Origin of the sequence: Rhizobium sp. NZLR11 (genome assembly GCF_019685115.1) — a bacterium.
Taxonomy (GTDB): Bacteria; Pseudomonadota; Alphaproteobacteria; order Rhizobiales; family Rhizobiaceae; genus Rhizobium.
Genome location: NZ_JABDWD010000020.1, coordinates 43,012 through 64,742, shown reverse-complemented (window position 1 = coordinate 64,742; position 21,731 = coordinate 43,012). Strand labels below are relative to the sequence as shown.

The window sequence follows — 21,731 nt, the reverse complement described above, 5'->3', positions numbered from 1 at the left end:
TCGAGCGCCCGCGTCAAGGGCACACTTCTTCGTAACGGAAGACCGGGGGCACCGGTCAATAGGAGAGACACATGTTGAAGAAAGCACTCTTTGCGGCAACGGCGCTCTTCGCGCTCGTCGGCGCCGCCAACGCGGCAGATCTCAAGGAATTCCGCATCGGCATTCTCGGCGGCGAAAACGAAACCGACCGCCTGCGCAACTATGCCTGCCTTGCCGACCACCTGAAGCAGGAATTCGGCTTCGAGAAGGTGTCGCTGTTCCCCGCCGCCGACTATGACGGCGTTATCCAGGGCCTGCTCGGCGGCACGCTCGACTTCGCCGAACTCGGCGCTTCCGGCTATGCAGCCATTTACATCAAGGACGAGAAAGCTGTTACGCCGATCCTGACGACGCAGCAGAAGGACGGCTCGACGGGTTACTACTCGGTCGGTCTCGCCCTGAAGTCCTCCGGCATTAAGAATATCAAGGACGCCAAGGGCAAGAAGCTCGGCTACGCCGATCCGGATTCCACCTCCGGCTATCTCGTGCCGCTGACGCAGATCCCCAAGGACACGGGCATGCCGAACGACAAGTTCTTCGCCTCGACGCAGTTCAACGGCGGCCACGAGAACAACCTGCTTGCCGCTTATGACGGCAAGGTCGACGTTGCCGTCGACGACTCGTCGGGCATCGGCGAATTCAAAGACGGCTACACCTCCGGCACCTTCCGCAAGGAAGTCGACAAGGGCGCCGTCGATCCGAACAAGCTGGTTGAAGTATGGCGTTCGCCGCTGATCCCGAACGGCCCCCTCGTCGTTCGCAACGCCCTCGGCCAGGACTGGCAGACGAAGCTTGCAGCCTTCTTCACGGCTCTGCCGGAGAAGGATCACAAGTGCTTCGCGGCTGTCGAAGGCGGCGACTACAAGGGTTACGCCCCGGTCAAGCACGACTTCTACAACGCCGTCGTCGAAGTTCGCAAAGCTGCCATCGGCGGCTGATCGGTTTCTGGAATGCGGGGCGGCCGGAAACGGCCGCCCTTTATCTTTGATCGGGCGAGGCGTCCATGACTATTGCCGATACACAGCCGCACATGCAGAGCACGCAGGAGATCGGCACCGCCTGGGAGCGGATGGTCGCCAAGCGCCGCTTCTACACTATCCTCGGCCTGGTTATCTTGATTGCTGCCTTCGTCAGTTCCGTCCGCTTCGCCGACGAGAGCAATGCCGGCCATTTCTTCGACCGCCTGCCGCATCTCTTCGACTTTTTGAGCTGGCTCATCCCCAGGGACTGGAACGATGTCTGGCGTGCGCTGTTCGACATTGCGAGCGTCAACGACAAGGGCGGCGAGGAATTCAATTTCGACAAGGGCCGCGTCTACATCTGGGGCGCTTTCTACATCCCCGAATACTTCGAGCTGATGATCGTCACCATCAACGTGGCGCTGATCTCGACAATCATCGCCTTCGTCTTTGCCGTTCCCTTGAGCTTCTTTGCCGCCCGCAACCTGACGAGTTCATGGCCGCTGCGCATCGTCGCCAAGCGCCTGATGGAATTTTTGCGCGCCTTCCCTGAGATCGTTATCGCCGGCCTGTTTTCCGCGATCCTGTCGATCGGGCCGGTGGCTGCCATCATCGCCATCACCCTGCACACGATCGGCGCGCTCGGTAAACTCTTCTACGAAGTGGCCGAGAATATCGACATGAAGCCCGATGAGGGCATGAAAGCCGTCGGCGCCAACTGGTGGGAGCGCGTCCGCTTCGCCGCTCTGCCGCAAGTGCTGCCGAATTTCACCTCCTATGCGCTCTTACGCCTAGAGATCAACGTGCGCGCCTCGACCATCATCGGCGCCGTCGGCGGCGGCGGCATCGGCGAGGAGTTGAAGCTTTCGATCTCGCGCGGCTTCGGCGCGAAGACGATGGCGCTCGTTCTGCTGCTGTTCGTGACGATCGTCGCCGTCGACCAATTCTCCGCATGGCTGCGCCGCCGCCTCGTCGGCGAGCACGCCTTCCTTCTGCAACATTGAGGCCGCCATGACGGTGATCGACGCAAACCGCATGCATGAGATAGAAACACGCTATCCGGAATATTTGCACCGGTCGTTCCGCCAGCGTTTCGGCGGGCTGATGATCCTGATCGCGACGCTGCTCTATAGCCTCTATGCCGTCTGGTTCTTCGACCTGCCCAAGCTTTTCGCCGAAGCCCATTGGGAGCGCGTCGGCATCTATCTCAGCCAATGGGTGAGCTACGACGTTCAGCCGGAATTCCGCATCGGGGATGACGGTTCGATCGACATCCACTATCCACGCTTCTCGCCGCTCGGCGACAATCCGCATGCGGACTGGCTGGTCAACAATCCCGATGGCAGCATCACGGTTTCGATCAGCGGCACCAGCCGCACCGTCACCGTCTCGAAGAGCGAGACGACCGTCACCGCGCATGGCATCAGCGTTCCCGTCGAGGTTTCGAGCGGTGCGCCGAAAGTTGTCGGGCCGGTGCCCGGCTGGATGACCGTCTATGACGACAATGTGCTCGCCGATCTCGGCTTTGCCGGCGACGTCAGCATTTCCGTCGACCGGGTGAAGATCCGCAAGCGTTTCATCGGCTGGGCGAATTTCATCTTCGACACGCAATCGTCCTTCTTCGACAAGCCGGTCGGCGAGGTCGTCAGTCTCATCGTTTCCGGCCCGCGCATCAAGCCCGACCAGTCCAACCTGGCGCTCGCCTTCGACGACATTTGGAACAACAGCGAATGGCAGCACGGCGATGTCTGGACCAAGCTTTTCCAGACGATCGTCATGGCATTCCTCGGAACGCTGCTCGGCTCGCTCACAGCCTTCCCGCTGGCCTTCCTGGCGGCGCGCAACATCACGCCGAACCGGCTGCTCAATCAGATCCTGAAGCGCTTTTTCGATTTCCTGCGCTCGGTCGACATGCTGATCTGGGCGCTGTTCCTGACGCGCGCCTTCGGGCCTGGCCCGCTTGCCGGCAGCGGCGCGATCTTCCTCACCGAGACCGGCACGCTCGGCAAGCTCTATTCCGAAGGGCTGGAGAATATCGACAACAAGCCACGGGAAGGCATCAAATCGACCGGCGCTCAGACCGTGCTCGTCCATCGTTACGGCATTATGCCGCAGATCGTTCCCGTCATCGTCAGCCAGACGCTCTACCAATGGGAATCGAACGTGCGCGGCGCGACCATCATCGGCGCCGTCGGCGCGGGCGGCATCGGCCTCAAATTGTGGGAGGCCATGCGCACCAACGCCAACTGGGAAAACGTCGCCTACATGGTCATCCTGATCCTGATCGTCGTGTTCATTTTCGACGCCGCCTCGAACGCGCTGCGCCACCGGCTGATGGGCACGAAAACCCACTGATATATCCGCTCCAAAGGCCGTGGCGGCGCTGCCGCCATCATCATTCTGTCACGGAAATCTTTTAGCCGGGAGCCTGCTTGCGGTTCGCCGCCAAATCACTGCACATTGCGCTCCCCCGTTTCGATGATCCTCAGGATAAAAGCCTTGCGCTATGCTCTCTATTTCTCGCCGCCGAAGGACGATCCCCTGACCGGCGAGGCGTCGCTCTGGCTCGGCCGCGATGCGTTCACCGGCGAGACCTATTCTGCGTCAGAACATGAGAGACTGGGTGCGGCGGAGCAGTTCGAGCTGACCGCGGATCCTCGCCGCTACGGCTTTCACGCGACGATCAAGGCACCGTTTTCGCTCGCCGCCTCGGTCACCGAGAAGGATCTCATGGCCGTTGCCGAGGATTTTGCCGCGCGCACTGAAGCTTTCGAGATTCCTGAACTCGTGCTGGGCCAGCTCGGTCGTTTTTTTGCCCTCGTTCCCGGTTCTCTTCATCAACCTCTTCAGGATTTCGCCGCGAAGGTGGTAAGGTCCTTCGAACCGTTCCGCGCAACGCTTTCCGAGGCCGATATGGCGCGGCGCAACCCGGAGAAGCTCAGCGACAGCCAGCGCACCCATCTGCAGCGCTGGGGTTATCCTTATGTGATGGAGGATTTCGGCTTCCACATGACACTCACCGGCCAGGTGCCCGAGACACGCGCCGCAGTGATGAAAGCGATCCTGACCGAGCGTTTTGCCGATTTCACCGGTCGGCCGCTTACGATTTCGGGCCTTGCCGTCTTCACCGAAGAAACGCGCGGCGCCCCGTTTAAAGTTCATTCCTGGCTGCCGCTTGCCGGCGCCAAAAGCTGAAAGACCAGACGAGATGAGCAAAGAGACCGTGTTTTCCAACGCCCGCATCGTTCTTGAGGATGACATCCTCTCCGGATCGATTCTCATTCGCGACGGCAAGATCGCCGACATTTCCGAAGGCAACTCGGTAGCCGGCGAAGATTTCGAGGGCGACTACGTCATTCCCGGCCTCGTCGAGCTGCATACCGATCATCTTGAAGGCCATTATCAGCCGCGTCCCGGCATTCGCTGGAACAAGACCGCCGCAATCCAGGCGCATGATGCCCAGATCGTCACTTCAGGCATCACCACGGTGTTCGACTGCCTGCGCATGGGCGCGGACGAGGACGGCGGCTTCGAACATGGCGAGATGCGCGAGATGGCCGACGCCATCCAGTCGGCGGAGAAGGAAGGCCGGCTGCGCGCCGAGCACCTGATCCACCTGCGCTGCGAGGTCTCGGCCGACAATGTGCTCGAACATTTCGCCGATTTCGAAAACGATCGGCATGTGCGGCTGGTCTCGCTGATGGATCATGCGCCCGGCCAGCGTCAATTCCAGACGATGGATCAATATATCTTCTACTATCAGAAGAAGCGCGGCCTGAGCGACGAGGTCTTCGCGCGTTTCGTCGCCAAGCGCCAGGCGGAATCGGCGCGCAACTCGACGCCGCATCGCAACGCCATCGCCAAGGTCTGCGCCGAACGCGGCATCACCGTGGCAAGCCACGACGACGCGACGCTCTCCCATGTCGGCGAGGCGATCGACAACGGCGTGCGGCTTGCCGAATTCCCGACCAGCTTCGACGCAGCCCGCGCCTCGCACGGTCACGGCATGAGCGTGCTGATGGGCGCGCCGAACATCGTGCGCGGCAAATCCCATTCCGGCAATATCGCTGCCCGCGACCTTGCCGAGATGGGCGTGCTCGACGTGCTTTCCTCCGATTACGTGCCGCTCAGCCTGCTGCATGCACCCTTCATCCTCGCCGATGAAGTCGAGAGCATTACCCTGCCGAAGGCGATCGCCATGGTGACGTCGACGCCCGCCCGCACCGTCAGCCTCGACGATCGCGGCCGGATCGCCACCGGACTGCGCGCCGATCTCGTCCGCGTCCACCGTTCGCATGGCGTGCCGGTGACACGCTCCGTCTGGCGCCAGGGACGCCGTGTCGCATGAGCCCTTACGAACCCCATCCAGGAGCCGGAGCCGAGCGCGGCATCATGGTCGTCGTCGTCGGGCCGAGCGGCGCCGGCAAGGACACGCTGATGAACCTCGCCGCGCGGCATTTCGCCGGCCGCGCCGACGTACATTTCACCCGCCGCGTCATCACCCGCCACCGCGACGCCGGCGGCGAAGACCATCTTTCCGTCTCCCTCGAAGGGTTTGCCGCGATGGAGCAGTCGGGCTCGTTCGCCGTCTGGTGGGAGGCGCATGGCTTGAAATATGGTATTCCGGCCGAGGTCTCGGTGGCATTGTCGCGCGGCCATGTCGTTGTCGCCAACGGCTCGCGCTCGGCGCTTCACCGTTTCCAGGCGGCTTTCCCGCGGCTCAAGGTGATCAACGTCACCGCTCGCCCGGAAGTGCTCGCGAGCCGGCTGGAGGCGCGCGGGCGCGAGACGCATGAGGATATCATGGCGCGGCTTGCCCGCGGGCCGCTGACGGTGCGCGGCGACTACGACGTGGCGGAGCTCGACAATAGCGGCTCGCTCGAAGAGGCCAAGCAGAAGATGGTCACGATCCTCGACGGGCTGCTCGCCGAGATTCACTGACCGAGATCGGAAGGAAGCATGCGCGCCATCAAAGTGGTCGACTACGATCCCTCCTGGCCGCTGCTGTTTGCCCAAATCAGCAGTGAAGTCTCTATTTTGCTCAGTGATTCCGTGCTGTCCATCGATCATATCGGCAGTACGTCTGTGCCTGGTCTGGCGGCCAAGCCGAAGATCGACCTCGATATCGTCGTGATCTCAGACGCCGTTCTGCCGACGGCGATCGAAGCGGTGCGCTCTGCCGATTTCGTCTTCCACGGCGACGCTGGAGAGAACCGGTGGGCCTTCACCCGAGATCATGACGGCTACGGGTTCAGGCTCTGTGTCTGCGGACCCGATCATCGCGGACACCAGGAGCGCATCCTGTTTCGCGACTATCTCGTGGATCACCCTGAGAGAGCTGCAGCCTATGCCGACCTGAAACGTCGGCTGGCTGCGGAGGCAGACGGAAATTGGGACTTTTATACCGGCGGAAAGACCGAGTTCGTCAGCGAGACGGTGCGGTTGGCAGTCTCAAGAATGTGAACGGAGTGCGTGGCGCACTCCGCGCCTGATTAGTCGCCGTCACCCCGCCCGGAAACGATCTCGCGCTTGCCGACATGGTTGGCCGGGCCGACCAGACCTTCCTTCTCCATGCGCTCCACCAATGAGGCGGCTCTGTTATAGCCGATGCCGAGGCGGCGCTGGATGTAGGAGGTCGAGCACTTCTTGTCGCGCAGGACGACCTTCACCGCCTGTTCGTATAGCTCGTTGCCATCCTCGGAGGCCATGGCGCTCTTGTCGAAGACGGCGCCGGCTTCTTCCTCTTCCGTTTCTTCCTCTTCGTCGGCGGTGACGGTGTCGAGATATTCGGGGCGGCCCTGGGTTTTCAGATGGGCAACGACCTTTTCAACCTCGACGTCAGAGACGAAGGGACCGTGGACGCGGGAAATCCGGCCGCCGCCCTGCATATGCAGCATGTCGCCCTGGCCGAGGAGCTGCTCGGCGCCCTGTTCACCGAGGATGGTGCGGCTGTCGATTTTCGAGGTCACCTGGAAGGAGATGCGGGTCGGGAAGTTCGCCTTGATCGTACCGGTGATGACGTCGACCGATGGGCGCTGCGTCGCCATGATCAGATGGATGCCGGCGGCGCGGGCCATCTGGGCGAGGCGCTGGATCGCACCTTCGATCTCCTTGCCGGCGACCATCATCAGGTCGGCCATTTCATCGACGATGACGACGATATAGGGCATCGGCGTCAGGTCGAGCGCCTGGCTTTCCTCGATCGGGACGCCGGTGCCCTTGTCGAAGCCGACCTGGACCATGACATGGATCGTCTCGCCCTTGTCGCGGGCCTGCGCCACGCGCTCGTTATATCCGTCGATATTGCGGACGCCGAGGCGCGACATCTTGCGATAACGCTCCTCCATTTCGCGCACGGCCCATTTCATCGCCATCACCGCCTTCTTCGGATCGGTGACGACAGGCGTCAGAAGATGCGGGATGCCGTCATAGACGGAAAGTTCGAGCATCTTCGGGTCGACCATGATCAGCCGGCACTGTTCCGGCGTCAGGCGGTAGAGCAGCGACAGGATCATCGTGTTGATGGCGACCGACTTGCCGGAGCCGGTAGTGCCGGCGACGAGCAAATGCGGCATCTTGGCGAGTTCGGCAATAACCGGCTCGCCGCCGATGGTCTTGCCGAGACCGAGCGCCAGCTTGTAGCCGCTCTTCTCGAAATCCTGGCTTTCGATCATCTCGCGGAAATAGACGGTTTCACGAGTGACGTTCGGCAATTCGATGCCGATGACGTTGCGGCCGGGGACGACGGCGACACGGGCCGAGAGCGCCGACATCGAGCGGGCGATATCGTCGGCAAGACCGATGACGCGCGACGATTTCACGCCCGGCGCCGGCTCGAATTCATAAAGCGTGACGACTGGGCCGGGGCGGACATGGATGATTTCACCCTTGATGCCGAAGTCCTCGAGTACACTTTCCAGAAGCCCGGCATTCTGCTCCAGCGTCTCCTGCGACATGATCTCGCCGAGGCGTTCCGGCGGTTCCTGCAGGAGGGCACGCGGCGGAAACTCATAGCCGGATGCGTCGATCTTTTCGGGTCTTGTCACACGACGCGGCGAGGGCAGGACCGCGGCGACGGGCGGCGTAGAACGGGGTGTCGGCGCAGCCTCAGGCGCCAACGCGACTTGAGGAGCTGGCGCAATCTGAGGGGCTGGCGCAGCCTGGGGGGAAGGTACGACCGGTGCCTCGACAGGAATGCGCCGGAGCCGTTCCAGGGATATTGCGGCCGGAGGGCGGACGGCGAGCTTTGCGGAGACCGCGGCGGGCGGCTGAACCGGGCGGGAGGCGACGGGCGCGGGGGCCGGCCGGCCGGGGCGCCATTCCATGATGCGGAACAGCGACGTGATCGATTCGGGCGCAGTCTCGACCTTCGGGAACGAGATCAAGGCAGGCGCGCGAACCGGCTCACCTTCTTCGAAGGCCATGACTTCCCAGAAGGCGAAATCCGAAATGGAAGAAAGCTCGGCACTGGCGCGGAAGGCAGGCGCGGCGGGCCCTTCGGGCAAGGGTGACGGTTGCAGTTCGATCACGTGCGGTGCTGCGGAAAGTTCGTAGGGCTCCGGCAGATAGGCATCGAACGGCACGTCGACGGCGACCGGCTCGATGCGTATCGCCTGCTGTCCAATCTGCGAATCATCCCGAACAAGCTCATTCGGCGCCCGCCGCTTGCTGATCAGCGTTTCCGGCGTGCGGGTGAAACGGACATTCGGCGCGAGAGAAAAATTGCTCTGCCAGATCGGTGCCGCCGGCTTTTCTCCGGGATTTATCTCCGGAAGCTCGGTTTCAATCTCGCTGGAAAAGTCCCCGGCGTCCGTCAAATTGGTTCTGGGAAAACGCATGCGTCCGCTACTCACTCATGCCTAACAAATTACGACCCTACCGGGATAGAAAAGGAAGGTTAATAAGTTCCTTCCCGCCGTATCGTTCTGATACGGCTCCCGTCGCTAAATCGCTGCGATTTCAGTGAGTTGAGTTAAGCGGAAAAATCTTTGCCAATTTTGTGAGGACCCGAAGTGCGGCGCATCGACTCTGATGATGCGGAGCCTATCAGGCCCTCGTTTTCTGCATGTCGTTTACCCAAGATGCACACATTTGGGCGACATGGATCAATGCGCCTCGTCCCAATTGCTGGCAGCGCGCGCATCGACCCTCAGCGGCACGCGCATTTCGAGCGCCGGCATAGTGGCGTTTTCCATGACCGAGACGATGATCGGCATCGCCTTTTCGACATCCTCGTCCTCGACTTCGAAGATGAGTTCGTCATGCACCTGCAGCAGCATGCGGACGCGATCGCCAAGGCCGACTTCAGCCAGCGCCGGCTCCATCTTGATCATCGCCCGGCGAATGACGTCGGCAGCCGAGCCCTGGATCGGCGCGTTGATCGCCGCACGCTCGTTGAAGGCGCGTACCGACGGGTTGGAAGAGCGGATTTCGGGATAGTTGATTCGCCGCCCGAAGATCGTCTCGACATAACCCTTGTCGCGCGCCATGGCCTTTCGGCTTTCCATATAGTCGCGGATGCCCGGGAAACGCTCGAAATACTTCTTGATGTAGTCGCCGGCTTCCGAACGCTCTATCGATAGCTGATTGGCGAGGCCGAAGGCCGAGATGCCGTAGATGATGCCGAAATTGATCGCCTTGGCGCGGCGACGCACCTCGCCCGGCATGCCCTCGACCGGCACACCGAACATTTCCGACGCGGTCATCGCGTGAATGTCGACGCCATCCTCGAAGGCCTTGGTCAGCTGCGGGATCTCGGCCACATGGGCAAGCACGCGCAATTCGATCTGGCTGTAGTCGGCAGAAATCAGCTTGTGGCCAAGTGTCGAGATGAAGGCGGTGCGGATCTTGCGGCCTTCGGCGGTGCGCACCGGAATGTTCTGCAGGTTCGGCTCGGAGGAGGACAGGCGTCCCGTCGTCGTCGATGCCAGCGAATAGGAGGTGTGGACCCGTTTGGTTTCTGCGTGGACATAGCCCGGGAGCGCGTCGGTATAAGTGGACTTCAGCTTGGTGACCTGGCGCCAGTCGACGATTTTGCGCGGCAGCTCGAAACCGGCGGCGGCCAAATCCTCGAGCACCTGCGCGGAGGTGGACCATTGCCCGGTTTTGGTCTTGCTGCCGCCGGCAAGGCCCATCTTGCCGAACAGGATGTCGCCCAGCTGCTTCGGCGAGCCGATATTGAAGCGCTCGCCGGCCAGCACATAGATCTCGTCTTCCAGCCTGGCGGCGCCCTGGGCCAGCTCGCCGGACAGGCGCGACAGGATCTGCCGGTCGACGGTGATGCCGCGCGCTTCCATGCGCGCCAGCACCGGCAGCAGCGGCCGCTCCAGCCGTTCATAAACGCTGGTCAGTCCTGCCGCCGCCAGCCGTGGCTTCAGCACCAGCCAGAGGCGCAGCGTCACGTCGGCATCCTCGGCCGCATAATGGGTGGCGCGATCGATATCGACGAGATCGAAGGTGACATTCGCTTTGCCGCTGCCGGCCACGTCCTTGTAGGGGATCGGGGTATGACCGAGGAATTTTTCCGAGAGCGGGTCCATGCCATGGGCGCCGGTGCCGGCGTCGAGCACGTAGGAGATCAACATCGTGTCGTCGAAACTCCTGGTCTCGATGCCGTAGCGCTTCAACAGCAGATAGTCGTATTTCAGGTTCTGCGCGACCTTGAGAACCGCCCCGTCCTCCAGCAATGCCTTCAGCCGCGGCAAGGCATCGCGCATGGCGACCTGGTTTTCGACAAGGCCGCCGCCGAGCAGATCGCCGACGCCGTTCTTGTGGGTGAGCGGCACATAGGCGGCGCGGATCTTGGTGCCGGTGGGATCGGCCACATTGTCGGCGATCGCCAGCGAAAAGCCGACAAGCTCGGCCTGCATCGCATCGAGCGAGGTGGTCTCGGTATCGAAAGCAACGAGGCCGGTATCGCGCGCATCGGCGATCCACCGGTCGAGCGTCGCCAGATCGCGGATCGTCACATAGGCCGAATGATCGAAGGGCAGCGTCGCAAAGGCGTCGGCGCGCGCCTTGGCAAGATCGGCGGGTGAGAAGGCGCCTTCGACGGCGGTCTTTGCCTTCGCACGGGCTGGCACCGGCACCGATTCGCCGGAAACCTCGGGGATGCCGCCGGCAACGGGGGCCGGCTCGGCCGCATCGAGATCGGGGCCGTGGGCAGCCTTACCCCATTCGACGTTGACGATCGCCGGTTCGATGGCGTTCGCATCGCAATCGCAGACTTCGGCGACGCGGCGCGTCAGCGTCGTGAATTCCATGGTCTTGAGGAAGCCTATCAGCTTCGGGCCGTTCTGCGGCTCCAGCACCAGCGCGTCGAGATCGAGATCGAGCGGCACATCGGTGCGCAGCCGCACGAGGTCGCGCGAGAGCCTCGCCATATCGATATTGGCGAGGATCGTCTCGCGGCGCTTGACCTGCTTGATCTCGGTGGCGCGTTCGAGCAGCGTGTCGAGATCGCCGTATTCCTCAAGAAGCTGGGCGGCGGTTTTCGGGCCGATGCCGGGAATTCCGGGAACGTTGTCGACGGAATCACCGGTCATCGCCTGCAGATCGATCATCTTTTCTGGCGGCACGCCCCATTTCTCGATGACGTCAGGAATGCCGATCTGCTTGTCCTTCATGCTGTCATACATATGGACATTGGGACTGACGAGCTGCATCAGGTCCTTGTCGGAGGAGACGATGGTGACATCGGCGCCGGATGCCTCAGCCTGGCGGGCGTAAGTGGCGATGATATCGTCGGCCTCAAAACCTTCGGTCTCGATGCAGGGCAGGTTGAAGGCGCGGGTGGCTTGGCGGATCAGGCCAAATTGCGGGATGAGCTCCTCCGGCGGGGCGGACCGGTTCGCCTTATATGCGTCGTAAAGATCCTTGCGAAACGTCTTGGCGGAATAATCGAAGATGACTGCAAGGTGTGTCGGCGTCACGCCGACATCGGTATTGCGCGCATCCCTCAACAACTTCCACAGCATGTTGCAGAAACCGGAAACGGCGCCGATCGGCAGGCCATCGGTCTTGCGGGTCAGCGGTGGCAGTGCATGAAACGCCCGGAAGATGAATCCGGAACCATCGATTAGGAAGAGGTGATCGCCTTTTTTCATGGGTGCATGGATAGCGCGGGCACGGGACGAGGTCTATATAAAGTTCGGCGCGCGAAAAGGGTTACGCACCTCTATTCAGAGGCGCAAAGGACGCTGTCGCACTTTGAATGGACGCATAATTTTTTCCTTAAACCGCATTCCGAATCGAGGAATTGTGCAGCGGAGATTCCGCTCACCAAACTGTTACCGATTTGTAACGGTCGCCCTCCCTTGAAAAACCACATTCACAGGCACAAATCCATGTCACCGGCGCTTGATCGCGCCGCGGGTCTGACTACCGGCTTGTCCCCCGCCGCGTCAGGCTTGGACAAAGGCCTTATCCCCCTCTCCGGGCCTTTGTCCCCACTTTAAGGTCGCCATGGCCAACCTCCAGGCCATGGCGACTTTTGTTTTTCCCGGGCACTCGAAATTATCATCGTCGCTTGCATATTTTGAAGCATCGCATGCGATTTGCTGCATTGTCTCCAGCATGGTTTTGAGCCTAACTTGCAATCATGGGATTTAACCGCATGGATTCGGGAGCCTACCTTGCCAGCCAGCTGGCGAAGGGTTTTGCCCGCTCGCTGCACCAGCGCGCGGTCGGGCTCGGTTTTTCTCCGGGCCAGTTCCCCATTCTGCTGGAACTCTGGGCCGAAGACGGGCTGACCCAGAAACAGCTTCTCGAGCGGGTCGATATCGAGCAGGCGACCATGGCCAACACGCTTTCGCGCATGGTCCGCGACGGGTTGATCGAACGCCGGCCGCATCCATCCGATAAGCGGGCGCAACTGCTCTTCCTGACGCCGAAGGCCAGCGCCATGGAGGCCGAGGCGATCGAGACCGCGCGTGAGGCCGACCTTGCGCTGTTTAAAGGTTTTCGGGTTTTCGAGCGCGAGCTGACACTTGAATATATCCGCCGGCTTCTGGAAAACGCCAAGGCGCTCTGACCGGGATTATTTGCTGAGATTATTCGTTGACAAGGCGTATGCGCCGTCGCGGCGGCATGCCGGGTCCGGCCTGCCGGACGTTTTTACCGACGGCTAGCTTCAAGCTCGGCTCGATATCCGGCTTGCCGAGCAACAGGCCCTGCACCTGTGCGCAACCTTCCTCGACGACGATCTGGCGCTGCATCTCCGTTTCCACACCCTCGGTGACGACGGGCATGCCGAGGCTGTGGCCGAGACCGATGATAGCGCGCACGATCGATCGCGCCGCCGCGTCATGCTCCAGCACGCCGGTGAAGCTGCGGTCGACCTTGATCTTGTCGAAGGGAAACGAGCGCAGGTTCGAGAGCGAAGAGTAACCGGTGCCGAAATCGTCCATGACAATGTGCACCCCCAACCTCCGCAGGCGCTGCAGCATTGCCATCACCCGGTCGCGATCGCGGATCAGCGCTGCCTCGGTGATCTCAAGCTCCAGCCGATCGGGTGCGAGCCCGGTCTCGGCAAGCACCGCCTCGATCCGCTCGCACAGGTTGGGCAGCATGAACTGCACCGGTGAAACATTGACTGCAATCGTCAGCGGCTGCGGCCAGCGCGCGGCCTCCATGCAGGCCTGCCGCAATATCCATTCGCCGAGCTGAACGATCGAACCGCTTTCCTCGGCGACGGGGATGAAAATGTCGGGCTCGGTCATGCCGTGGCCCGGCCGGTGCCAGCGCATCAAGGCCTCGTAGCCGCTGATCTCGCCGCTCTGTGCATTGAGGATCGGCTGATAGTTGACATGGAGTTGATTGCGGATGATTGCATGGCGCAGGTCGCTTTCGATCTGGCGGCGGTTCCGCGCCGCTTCGTCCATCTCCGCGTCGAAGAAACAAGCCCGGCCGCGACCATCATGCTTGACGCGGTAGAGTGCGGTATCGGCATTGTTGCAGAGTTCTTCGGCCGTGCGCCCATCTCTTGGATAGAGCGCGATGCCGAGGCTGACGCCGACGGCTGTGGGGTCACGGGCCGTGTCCATCTCGGCGGCGAATTCGTCGATGATATCAGCCGCAAGCTTTTGCGCCGACGCCGGCTGCTGCCCAGCGGATTGGATGATGGCGAATTCGTCGCCGCCGAGCCGGGCGATCGTATCGCTCTCACCGGCCACCCGGCGCAGGATAGAGGCAACCTTGCGGAGAATGCGGTCGCCTTCGGCGTGGCCGAAGATGTCATTGACGGCCTTGAATCGATCGAGGTCGAGACAGAACAGCGCCACCTCGGTGTTCTTTCGCTCCGCCACCTGCAGCGCCTGCCGGATGCGGGTGTCGAACAGCGACCTGTTCGGCAGATCGGTGAGCACGTCGTGATGGGCGAGATGCTCGATCATCTCCTCGGCCTGCTTGCGCTCGGTGAGATCGCGCACCGCCAGCACCTCGCAATTGCGGCCACGATAAACGATCTTGCTGGAGGTCGCTTCTACGGCAATCTCTCGGCCGGCGCGGGTGTTTAGCAGCGTCTCGCCGGGCCGGTTCTCCCGAGGTCCCTGAACGACCGTCAGCACATCCGAGGGGACCTTACCCGAGAGATCGGCAAGCTTCCAGCCTGATAAGGCCTGGAATCGTTCGTTGGCATCGATGATCCGGCCTTCGCGCAGGATCAGCAACCCCTCCTGCGAGGCATTGGCAAGCCCGCGCAGATCCGTCAGATGGCTTTGGACGAAGACCACGGCAAGTGCGACCAGGATAAGAGCCGTTGCCGCCACCACGACGATCGCCGCAAGCACCCTGGTGTCGAGCACCGATGTGGGAACCTCCATACCGGGGTCCGGGACGAGCGTAATGCTGCCCATCGAAATGAAGTGAAGAGTGCAGATGGCGAGGACGAACACCAGCGATGAGGTGAGGAGACGCCTCATCCCCTTCAGACTGAAAAAGATATGGAAAGCGGCGCTCGACAGAAGCATTCCGGCAAGGACCGCCGTCAGTGTCATCAGAGGATCGTAGAGGATAACAGCCTGCGCCTCGATCGCCTGCATGCCGGTCAGGTGCATGGAAGCGATGCCGAGGGCCATCAGAACGCCGCCGCGGATAGAGGAAAATCTTCCGTCACGTTGCGAAGCGGCGAGGATCGCCACCCATGAGCCGACCACCGACAGGAGAAAGGAAAGCAGCGTCAGGTCGAGCGCGTAGCTGATTGGCGTGCCGCCATCATAAGCGAGCATCGCGATGAAATGCGTTGCCCATACGCCGGTGCCGAAGGCAAAGCCCGACGCGCCGATCCAGAGCTTGCGGCGTCCGGCGTCGCAGTCCTGGGCACGGGAATACAGCAGCATCGCCGCCATGACGCCAACCAGGCAGACCGCGGCCGCCGCCACGACTAGCCGCCAATCGTGATTGTCGCGAATACATGCAATGACCGAAAACATCTGCGCCCCCGAACAGCTGGTTTTGGCCGATGCTATTTAGGTTGTGCTAATTAACTGTAAATTGAATTAGGTCTTTCTTTATTATCGTGAAACGGCCCTCCATAAGACCGATCCACGTCGCTTCAGCACTCTTGCGCCTCCCGCCTGATTTTTACGTTTTCCGCCTCGCCTGCTTTCCTGGTTTGGTCTATCGTCCGGCCAAATTTCGAAAAGGAGTCGAAAATGACCGATATACAACCGGTGCTTTCGCGCGCGGATCAGAACCTTTCATCAAGCCTCGAAAAATTGTTCGAACTGCTGCGCATCCAGTCGATTTCCACCGATCCCGCCTACAAAGCCGAATGCCGCAAGGCCGCCGAATGGCTTGTCGCATATCTCCAGACGCTCGGCTTCGAAGCCTCGGTGCGCGACACACCTGGCCATCCGATGGTGGTCGCCCATCATGCCGGCGCGTCCACCGATGCGCCGCACGTTCTGTTCTATGGCCATTACGACGTTCAGCCGGTCGATCCGATCGAGCTCTGGGAAAACGACCCCTTCGAACCATCGATCAAGGATGTCGGCGACGGCCGCAAGATCCTGACCGGCCGCGGCACGTCCGACGACAAGGGCCAGTTGATGACTTTCCTCGAGGCCTGCCGCGCCTATAAGGAGATCCACGGCGCACTTCCCTGCCGCGTCACCATTCTCTTCGAGGGCGAGGAAGAATCCGGTTCGCCGTCGCTGAAGCCTTTCCTCGAAGCCAATGCCGCCGAGCTTAAGGCCGACTGTGCGCTGGTCTGCGATACCGGCATGTGGGATCGCGACACGCCGGCGATCGCCGCCGCGCTGCGCGGCCTTGTCGGCGAAGAAGTAACCGTGACGGCCGCCGACCGCGACCTGCATTCCGGTCTCTTCGGAGGCGCTGCCGCCAACCCGATCCATATTCTCGTCGAGGCTCTCGCCGGCCTGCATGACGAAACCGGCCGCATCACGCTCGACGGCTTCTACGACGGCGTCGAGGAAACCCCTGAGAACATCAAGGCGTCATGGGAGACGCTGGGCAAGACCGCGGAGAGCTTTCTCGGCGAAGTCGGCCTTTCCGTTCCCTCGGGCGAAAAGGGCCGTTCGGTGCTCGAACTCACCTGGGCGCGGCCGACCGCCGAAATCAACGGCATCTGGGGCGGATATACCGGCGAAGGCTTCAAGACAGTGATCGCCGCCAAGGCTTCGGCGAAGGTTTCGTTCCGCCTCGTCGGCACGCAGGATCCGGCCGCCATCCGCGAGGCTTTCCGCAGCTATGTCACCTCGAAGATTCCCGCCGATTGCTCGGTCGAGTTCCATCCGCATGGCGGTTCGCCGGCTATTCATCTCTCCTATGATTCGCCCGTTCTGACCAAGGCGAAGACCGCGCTTTCCGACGAGTGGCCGAAACCCGCCATCGTCATCGGCATGGGCGGCTCGATCCCGATCGTCGGCGACTTTCAGAAGATGCTCGGCATGGAATCGCTGCTTGTCGGCTTCGGCCTCAGCGATGACCGCATCCATTCGCCGAACGAGAAATACGAGCTCGTCTCCTACCACAAGGGTATCCGTTCATGGGTCCGGATTCTCCAGGCGCTCGCCGCCTGAAGGAAACGCAATAACAAAAAGGCCGGTTAAAACCGGCCTTTCGTCATCCACTCGCTCAGTGCCAGTTCATCCGTGGTCAATGAGAAGCGGGTATGGCAGCCAGACTGCCTCCGAAAGGTTAACGGATCGTTAACGGCGCACGCGATCGCCAGGTTGTCGGAAGCACTGCGCCACATCGATAGAAATTCCCCGTTCAAGCTACGTTCATCACGGACCACTATAAGCCATTGAAAGACAAAGTGAATAATAACGCTCTCGCAAGTGCGGGGCGGTCGTTCCACCTTTCCTTTCAGACGGCAGATGCCAGGCAAGTGCAGCCGGGCGCAGCCCCAAAATGCGCCTATGAGGAGTGAGAAAAGCGTGAAAAATCTGTTTGCTAAAATCGCCGCGGCTGGTCTCTTCATGCTGGCGCCTGTCATGGCGCAGGCTGCCGAGGGCTATTCGACGGCGAACGTCAACATGCGCGCCGGTCCGAGCACCCGATACCCCGCCGTCGCGGTGATACCCGCCGGTTCTTCCGTCGAGATCCGCGGGTGCCTTTCCGACGTCAACTGGTGCGATGTGGAGTTCTACGGCGGCCGCGGCTGGGTATCCGGCCAATATGTGCAGGCTCTCTACCAGCAGCGCCGTATCTTTGTCGGTCCGCAATATTACCGTCCGCTCGGCATCCCGGTCATCCGCTTCAGCGTCGACAATTACTGGGATCGCTACTACCGCAACCGCGATTTCTATCGCGAGCGGGACCGCTGGAGCCGCGGCCCGGACGACTATTACCGCGACAATCGAGATCGCGACATTCGGGATCGCGACAATCGCGATCGCGACAACCGGGATCGAGACAACCGGGATCGCGATCGGAAATGGCGCGACGGGGATCGCAACCGGGACGGCGATAGAGACTGGCGCAATCGAAATGGCAATCAGGATGGGCGCGACGACAATCGACGGGGCGACCGGAGAGATGGAGATCGCAGACCCAATGGCAGGGATTTTGATTGCCGGCCCGGCGATCCCTCCTGCGACCAATGAGATCCAAAGGGGCGGCCGCAGCGCCGTCCCTTTCGAGGTTTTCCCGGGCACCGGCGGGTACGCAAGAAAAAGCCCGGCGCTCCCGAGAGGGATGCACCGGGCCTGATGTCGATCGGCGCGTGTTGAGGGGAGACGGCCGATCATGCGCGGGACGTGAGGGGTTGTCCCGCTTTTCCCTAAACAATCGCGGCGCCAATTGGTTCCGACCAGCAGACAGAAGATGTGCGGCGAACGCAGCGCGCGCATTTCGGCGTCACGCCGATAAAGATCATCCGGCGGCTTTGCTCCGTCCCGTCGAGAGTGAGATTTTTGACAGTCGCCATGACTGGCATCCATGCCTGCAACAGGCCACCGACAAATTGATCTGAGAGCACGCTTGATGCTCTTGTCTTGCGGGATTCTTTGTTGCAGTTTTGAGACGTTGCGGATCGATTTCGATCCGTTCGAGGCTGGACCCTGATGACGCAAGACTACTTGGCTTTCCTAGGGCTTTTCGGCGCTCGGGCAGCCGCGATAGACGTTACCGTATGGCATAAACACAACCCACTCCTTCCTGTGCGACTTACCGATGGGGCGAACCTCAACCCTTCCGGCCAGATCTGGCGCCGCTTTCATCTCGGCGAGTGGGAATATAAGCAGGACCCGGAAACGCTCGACGATTACGAGGCCCGCCAGTTCTGAGCGCCAACGCATGTCGCCCAAAAGTGCGCAGCGGTTTTGGGATAAAGCGCATCGCATATAAAGCAGGAATGACGCGACGCGCTTTTTGGCGCGATCTGCTTTGCTTTCCATAATTAATACCCCGTTAAATCGCCGCATTTACAGTTCAGTCGGATGATCACGGCGCCCGTTGCATGATTCCCTAAATCGGAACCGATTTGGGGATAGAATTATGCAGCCATTCAAAGTGCTACAGCGTCCTTTGCGCGTCTGAGAAGACGCGCGGCGCTGTGGAAGAGTGCCGTTGTGCGAAGTCACGCTTCGCGATCGAACATGGGGTGTGACCGGTCGGCGATGGCAGGCAGAAGCAGATCAGGCGACAGAATCGAACCGTCCTTCAACGGCCGCCCGGCACGCGACGATGACGCATTTTCGCTCGATGCCGACGATCGCATTGCCGGAAGCCGATCCCCGCGGCGCGGCGGCTCAAAACCGCCGCCGCAACGTGCCGTCCCTCGGCGGCGGCGCGAGCCGCGGGAGCGCGAAGGCGGCGGCTTTTTCGGCTTCCTGCGCCGCGTGATCTACTGGTGCGTCGTGCTGTTCATCTGGGCCGGCATCGGCGTTGCCGGGCTTGTCGTCTATTATGGCTCGCGCATGCCGAGCGCCAGCACATGGGCGATCCCGGAACGGCCGCCGAACGTCAAGATCACCGCCGTCGACGGCAGCGTCATCGCCAATCGCGGCGCCACCGGCGGCGAAGCGCTGTCGCTCGAAAACATGTCGCCCTATATTCCGGAAGCCGTCATCGCCATCGAGGATCGGCGTTTCTATTCGCATTTCGGCGTCGATCCGCTCGGCCTCGGCAGGGCGATCGTGACCAATTTTACGGCTGGCCACATGGTGCAGGGTGGCTCGACGCTGACACAGCAGCTTGCCAAGAACCTCTTCCTCTCCCCCGAAAGGACGCTGGAACGCAAGGTGCAGGAGGTGCTGCTCTCGCTCTGGCTGGAGCAGAAATACACCAAGGACCAGATCCTTGCGATGTATCTCAACCGGGTGTTCTTCGGATCGAACGCCTATGGCGTCGAAGCGGCCTCACGCCGTTATTTCAATAAATCGGCGCGTGACGTGAACCTCGGCGAGGCCGCGGTGCTGGCCGGCCTGCTCAAAGCGCCGTCGCGACTTTCGCCGGCCCGCGACCCGGAAGCCGCGAATGCGCGCGCCCAACTCGTGCTTGCGGCAATGCGCGAGCAGGGCTTCATTACCGATTCCGAAGTCAAGACCGCGATGTCGCAGACCCCGGCTTCGGCCAAGAGCTATTGGTCAGGGGCCGGACACTACGTCGCCGACATGGTGATGGACGAACTGCCGGGCCTGATCGGCGACGTCAAGGAAGACGTCATCGTCGATACGACCATCGACAAGTCGCTGGAAAAGAAGGCCGAGCAATCGCTGGTCGACGTGCTCGACAAGGAGGGCGGGAAGCTCGACGCTTCGCAGGCGGCCCTCGTGTCGATCGACGGCACCGGTGCGATCCGGGCGCTCGTCGGCGGCAGAGACTATGCGACGAGCCAGTTCAACCGCGCCGTCAAGGCCAAGCGCCAGCCGGGCTCCTCGTTCAAGCCCTTCGTCTATGCTGCCGCCCTGGAGAAGGGGCTGACGCCCTATTCGGTGTTCAATGACGCGCCGATCCGGATCGGCGACTGGACGCCCGAAAATTACGAGAAGAAATACAATGGCGAAGTGACGCTGGCTACCGCACTTGCCAAGTCGCTGAACACCGTGGCCGCCCAGCTGGTAATGTATGACGGGCCGGATCAGGTGATCAAGCTTGCCCACCGGCTCGGCATCGAAAGCGAGCTGCAACCGAACGCCTCGATCGCGCTCGGCACTTCAGAAGTGTCGCTGATGGAACTCACCGCCTCCTATGCCGCCTTCATGAATGGCGGCTACAAGGCGACGCCGCACGTCATCCGCCGGGTGACGACCGCCGAAGGCAAGGTTCTCTACGAAAATACCTATGACAGCCCGCCACGTGTGCTGTCCGAGCAGATCGTCGCCGAAATGGATGCGATGATGATGGGCGTCATCGACAACGGCACCGGCAAGAGCGCCAAGATCCCCGGCTGGCAGGCGGCAGGAAAGACCGGCACGACGCAGAATTCGCGCGACGCGCTCTTCGTCGGCTTCACCAGCAACCTCACCACGGGGGTCTGGTTCGGCAATGATGACGGCAAGCCGATGAAGAAGGTGACCGGCGGCGGCTTGCCCGCCAAGGCCTGGAAGGAATTCATGGTCGCCGCCCACAAGGGACTTTCGCCAGCGCCGCTCTTCGGCAACGGCCAATTGATCGCCGATCCGAACAATGGTCAGCCGATGGCGCAGACAGCACCCGGGGCTGGACAATCTGGAAGCGGGCAACCGATGACGGCCGAAGCGTCGCCTTCGACGATCGGTGGGATCATTTCCGGCGTCTTCGGCGGCAACGACAATGCAAATCGCTATCCGCAAGCGCCTGCCCGACAGCAGGCGGCGACCTCCGGCAACGGCCCGGTTCCGCCTGGAGACATTGCCGGAGGCGGCGGTTCTGGCTACGAGGGCATGGTTCCACCCGGCGATGTCGGGGCGCCACAGACAACCTCTACCGTCCAGCCGCGGCGCACGACGCTGCTCGATCTGATCATGGGCCAGTGAGAGTTTTGCTGCATGCACGGCGCGGGCCCGATGCTCAGAAGCGCGTTGCGTCGGAATTGGTTCAGCGACGCACTTTGGTCTTTGTTTTGATGCACGCCGTTATTCCGGAACCGCTTCACACGTGAGGACGACAGGCATCAGAAATCGGCGGCTTTCCGGACATGGGGCGACCTCCTTCCCGGTGACTGTAAAAAATGAATGCAACACATTCGTTTTGCTGGATTCCGGGCGATTTCTCGCCTTGCAGTCCAGAAAACCGCTCCTTATATACGCCGCATCACCGCAATCACGATTGCGTAATCAAGTAGAC

The 21,731-nt window shown here is 61.5% G+C and carries 15 protein-coding genes; 12 read left to right on the top strand and 3 right to left on the bottom strand.

What is annotated here, in order from left to right; all coding sequences use genetic code 11:
* The first annotated feature begins 71 nt into the window (after window positions 1-71).
* The 7 genes from phnD to HJB83_RS27065 all read left to right on the top strand — a co-directional run bounded on the left by phnD (window position 72) and on the right by HJB83_RS27065 (window position 6,461).
* Window positions 72-977 (top strand): phosphonate ABC transporter substrate-binding protein, encoded by a 906-nt coding sequence (phnD, locus tag HJB83_RS27095; protein WP_221132963.1) that lies wholly within the window; start codon window positions 72-74, stop codon window positions 975-977.
* A gap of 65 nt (window positions 978-1,042) precedes the next feature.
* A complete protein-coding gene (phnE, locus tag HJB83_RS27090; RefSeq protein ID WP_221132962.1) occupies window positions 1,043-2,002 on the top strand; it encodes a phosphonate ABC transporter, permease protein PhnE in 960 nt (319 codons plus the stop codon).
* 7 nt (window positions 2,003-2,009) lie between these two features.
* Complete coding sequence (phnE, locus tag HJB83_RS27085) at window positions 2,010-3,353, top strand: phosphonate ABC transporter, permease protein PhnE (RefSeq protein WP_221132961.1); 1,344 nt, start codon at window positions 2,010-2,012, stop codon at window positions 3,351-3,353.
* A gap of 144 nt (window positions 3,354-3,497) precedes the next feature.
* Window positions 3,498-4,193 (top strand): DUF1045 domain-containing protein, encoded by a 696-nt coding sequence (locus tag HJB83_RS27080; protein ID WP_207582441.1) that lies wholly within the window; start codon window positions 3,498-3,500, stop codon window positions 4,191-4,193.
* A gap of 13 nt (window positions 4,194-4,206) precedes the next feature.
* Window positions 4,207-5,346: an alpha-D-ribose 1-methylphosphonate 5-triphosphate diphosphatase gene (locus HJB83_RS27075; RefSeq protein WP_207582440.1), complete on the top strand. Its 1,140-nt coding sequence runs from the start codon at window positions 4,207-4,209 to the stop codon at window positions 5,344-5,346.
* Window positions 5,343-5,939, top strand: a complete 597-nt coding sequence (gene phnN, locus HJB83_RS27070) for a phosphonate metabolism protein/1,5-bisphosphokinase (PRPP-forming) PhnN (RefSeq protein WP_207582439.1) — start codon at window positions 5,343-5,345, stop codon at window positions 5,937-5,939. Before HJB83_RS27075 ends, phnN begins: the two co-directional genes overlap by 4 nt.
* An 18-nt stretch (window positions 5,940-5,957) precedes the next feature.
* Window positions 5,958-6,461, top strand: a complete 504-nt coding sequence (locus HJB83_RS27065; protein ID WP_221116486.1) for a GrpB family protein — start codon at window positions 5,958-5,960, stop codon at window positions 6,459-6,461.
* A gap of 29 nt (window positions 6,462-6,490) precedes the next feature.
* Here the strand turns inward: HJB83_RS27065 and HJB83_RS27060 are convergent, their stop codons facing one another.
* Both HJB83_RS27060 and polA read right to left on the bottom strand, forming a co-directional pair.
* Window positions 6,491-8,836, bottom strand: a complete 2,346-nt coding sequence (locus tag HJB83_RS27060; RefSeq protein WP_207582437.1) for a DNA translocase FtsK — start codon at window positions 8,834-8,836, stop codon at window positions 6,491-6,493.
* A gap of 267 nt (window positions 8,837-9,103) precedes the next feature.
* The gene (gene polA, locus HJB83_RS27055) at window positions 9,104-12,103 is read right to left on the bottom strand and encodes a DNA polymerase I (RefSeq protein ID WP_207582436.1); all 3,000 of its coding nucleotides are present in this window, start codon (window positions 12,101-12,103) and stop codon (window positions 9,104-9,106) included.
* A 509-nt stretch (window positions 12,104-12,612) separates the two neighbouring features.
* Between polA and HJB83_RS27050 the strand changes: the two genes are divergently transcribed.
* Window positions 12,613-13,029, top strand: a complete 417-nt coding sequence (locus tag HJB83_RS27050; protein ID WP_164006058.1) for a MarR family winged helix-turn-helix transcriptional regulator — start codon at window positions 12,613-12,615, stop codon at window positions 13,027-13,029.
* 19 nt (window positions 13,030-13,048) lie between these two features.
* On the opposite strand, the gene HJB83_RS27045 is transcribed toward HJB83_RS27050, so the two are convergent.
* A complete protein-coding gene (locus tag HJB83_RS27045) occupies window positions 13,049-15,427 on the bottom strand; it encodes an EAL domain-containing protein (RefSeq protein ID WP_221132960.1) in 2,379 nt (792 codons plus the stop codon).
* Window positions 15,428-15,649: 222 nt separating this feature from the next.
* Here HJB83_RS27045 and HJB83_RS27040 point away from each other — a divergent pair, with 222 nt between their 5' ends.
* The 4 genes from HJB83_RS27040 to HJB83_RS27025 all read left to right on the top strand — a co-directional run bounded on the left by HJB83_RS27040 (window position 15,650) and on the right by HJB83_RS27025 (window position 21,421).
* Window positions 15,650-17,038, top strand: a complete 1,389-nt coding sequence (locus HJB83_RS27040; RefSeq protein WP_207582434.1) for a dipeptidase — start codon at window positions 15,650-15,652, stop codon at window positions 17,036-17,038.
* 360 nt (window positions 17,039-17,398) lie between these two features.
* Window positions 17,399-18,067, top strand: a complete 669-nt coding sequence (locus HJB83_RS27035; protein ID WP_221132959.1) for an SH3 domain-containing protein — start codon at window positions 17,399-17,401, stop codon at window positions 18,065-18,067.
* A 459-nt stretch (window positions 18,068-18,526) separates the two neighbouring features.
* Window positions 18,527-18,748, top strand: coding sequence for a hypothetical protein (locus HJB83_RS27030; protein ID WP_164006054.1), 222 nt, complete (start codon window positions 18,527-18,529; stop codon window positions 18,746-18,748).
* Window positions 18,749-19,081: 333 nt separating this feature from the next.
* Window positions 19,082-21,421, top strand: coding sequence for a transglycosylase domain-containing protein (locus tag HJB83_RS27025; RefSeq protein ID WP_207582432.1), 2,340 nt, complete (start codon window positions 19,082-19,084; stop codon window positions 21,419-21,421).
* The last annotated feature ends 310 nt before the right edge of the window (window positions 21,422-21,731 follow it).

Coding starts and splice junctions, on each gene's coding strand:
- phnD (WP_221132963.1), top strand. CDS start 72: ATGTTGAAGAAAGCACTCTTTGCGGCAACGGCGCTCTTCGCGCTCGTC.
- phnE (WP_221132962.1), top strand. CDS start 1,043: ATGACTATTGCCGATACACAGCCGCACATGCAGAGCACGCAGGAGATC.
- phnE (WP_221132961.1), top strand. CDS start 2,010: ATGACGGTGATCGACGCAAACCGCATGCATGAGATAGAAACACGCTAT.
- HJB83_RS27075 (WP_207582440.1), top strand. CDS start 4,207: ATGAGCAAAGAGACCGTGTTTTCCAACGCCCGCATCGTTCTTGAGGAT.
- phnN (WP_207582439.1), top strand. CDS start 5,343: ATGAGCCCTTACGAACCCCATCCAGGAGCCGGAGCCGAGCGCGGCATC.
- HJB83_RS27065 (WP_221116486.1), top strand. CDS start 5,958: ATGCGCGCCATCAAAGTGGTCGACTACGATCCCTCCTGGCCGCTGCTG.
- HJB83_RS27060 (WP_207582437.1), bottom strand. CDS start 8,836: ATGCGTTTTCCCAGAACCAATTTGACGGACGCCGGGGACTTTTCCAGC.
- polA (WP_207582436.1), bottom strand. CDS start 12,103: ATGAAAAAAGGCGATCACCTCTTCCTAATCGATGGTTCCGGATTCATC.
- HJB83_RS27050 (WP_164006058.1), top strand. CDS start 12,613: ATGGATTCGGGAGCCTACCTTGCCAGCCAGCTGGCGAAGGGTTTTGCC.
- HJB83_RS27045 (WP_221132960.1), bottom strand. CDS start 15,427: ATGTTTTCGGTCATTGCATGTATTCGCGACAATCACGATTGGCGGCTA.
- HJB83_RS27040 (WP_207582434.1), top strand. CDS start 15,650: ATGACCGATATACAACCGGTGCTTTCGCGCGCGGATCAGAACCTTTCA.
- HJB83_RS27030 (WP_164006054.1), top strand. CDS start 18,527: ATGACGCAAGACTACTTGGCTTTCCTAGGGCTTTTCGGCGCTCGGGCA.
- HJB83_RS27025 (WP_207582432.1), top strand. CDS start 19,082: ATGGCAGGCAGAAGCAGATCAGGCGACAGAATCGAACCGTCCTTCAAC.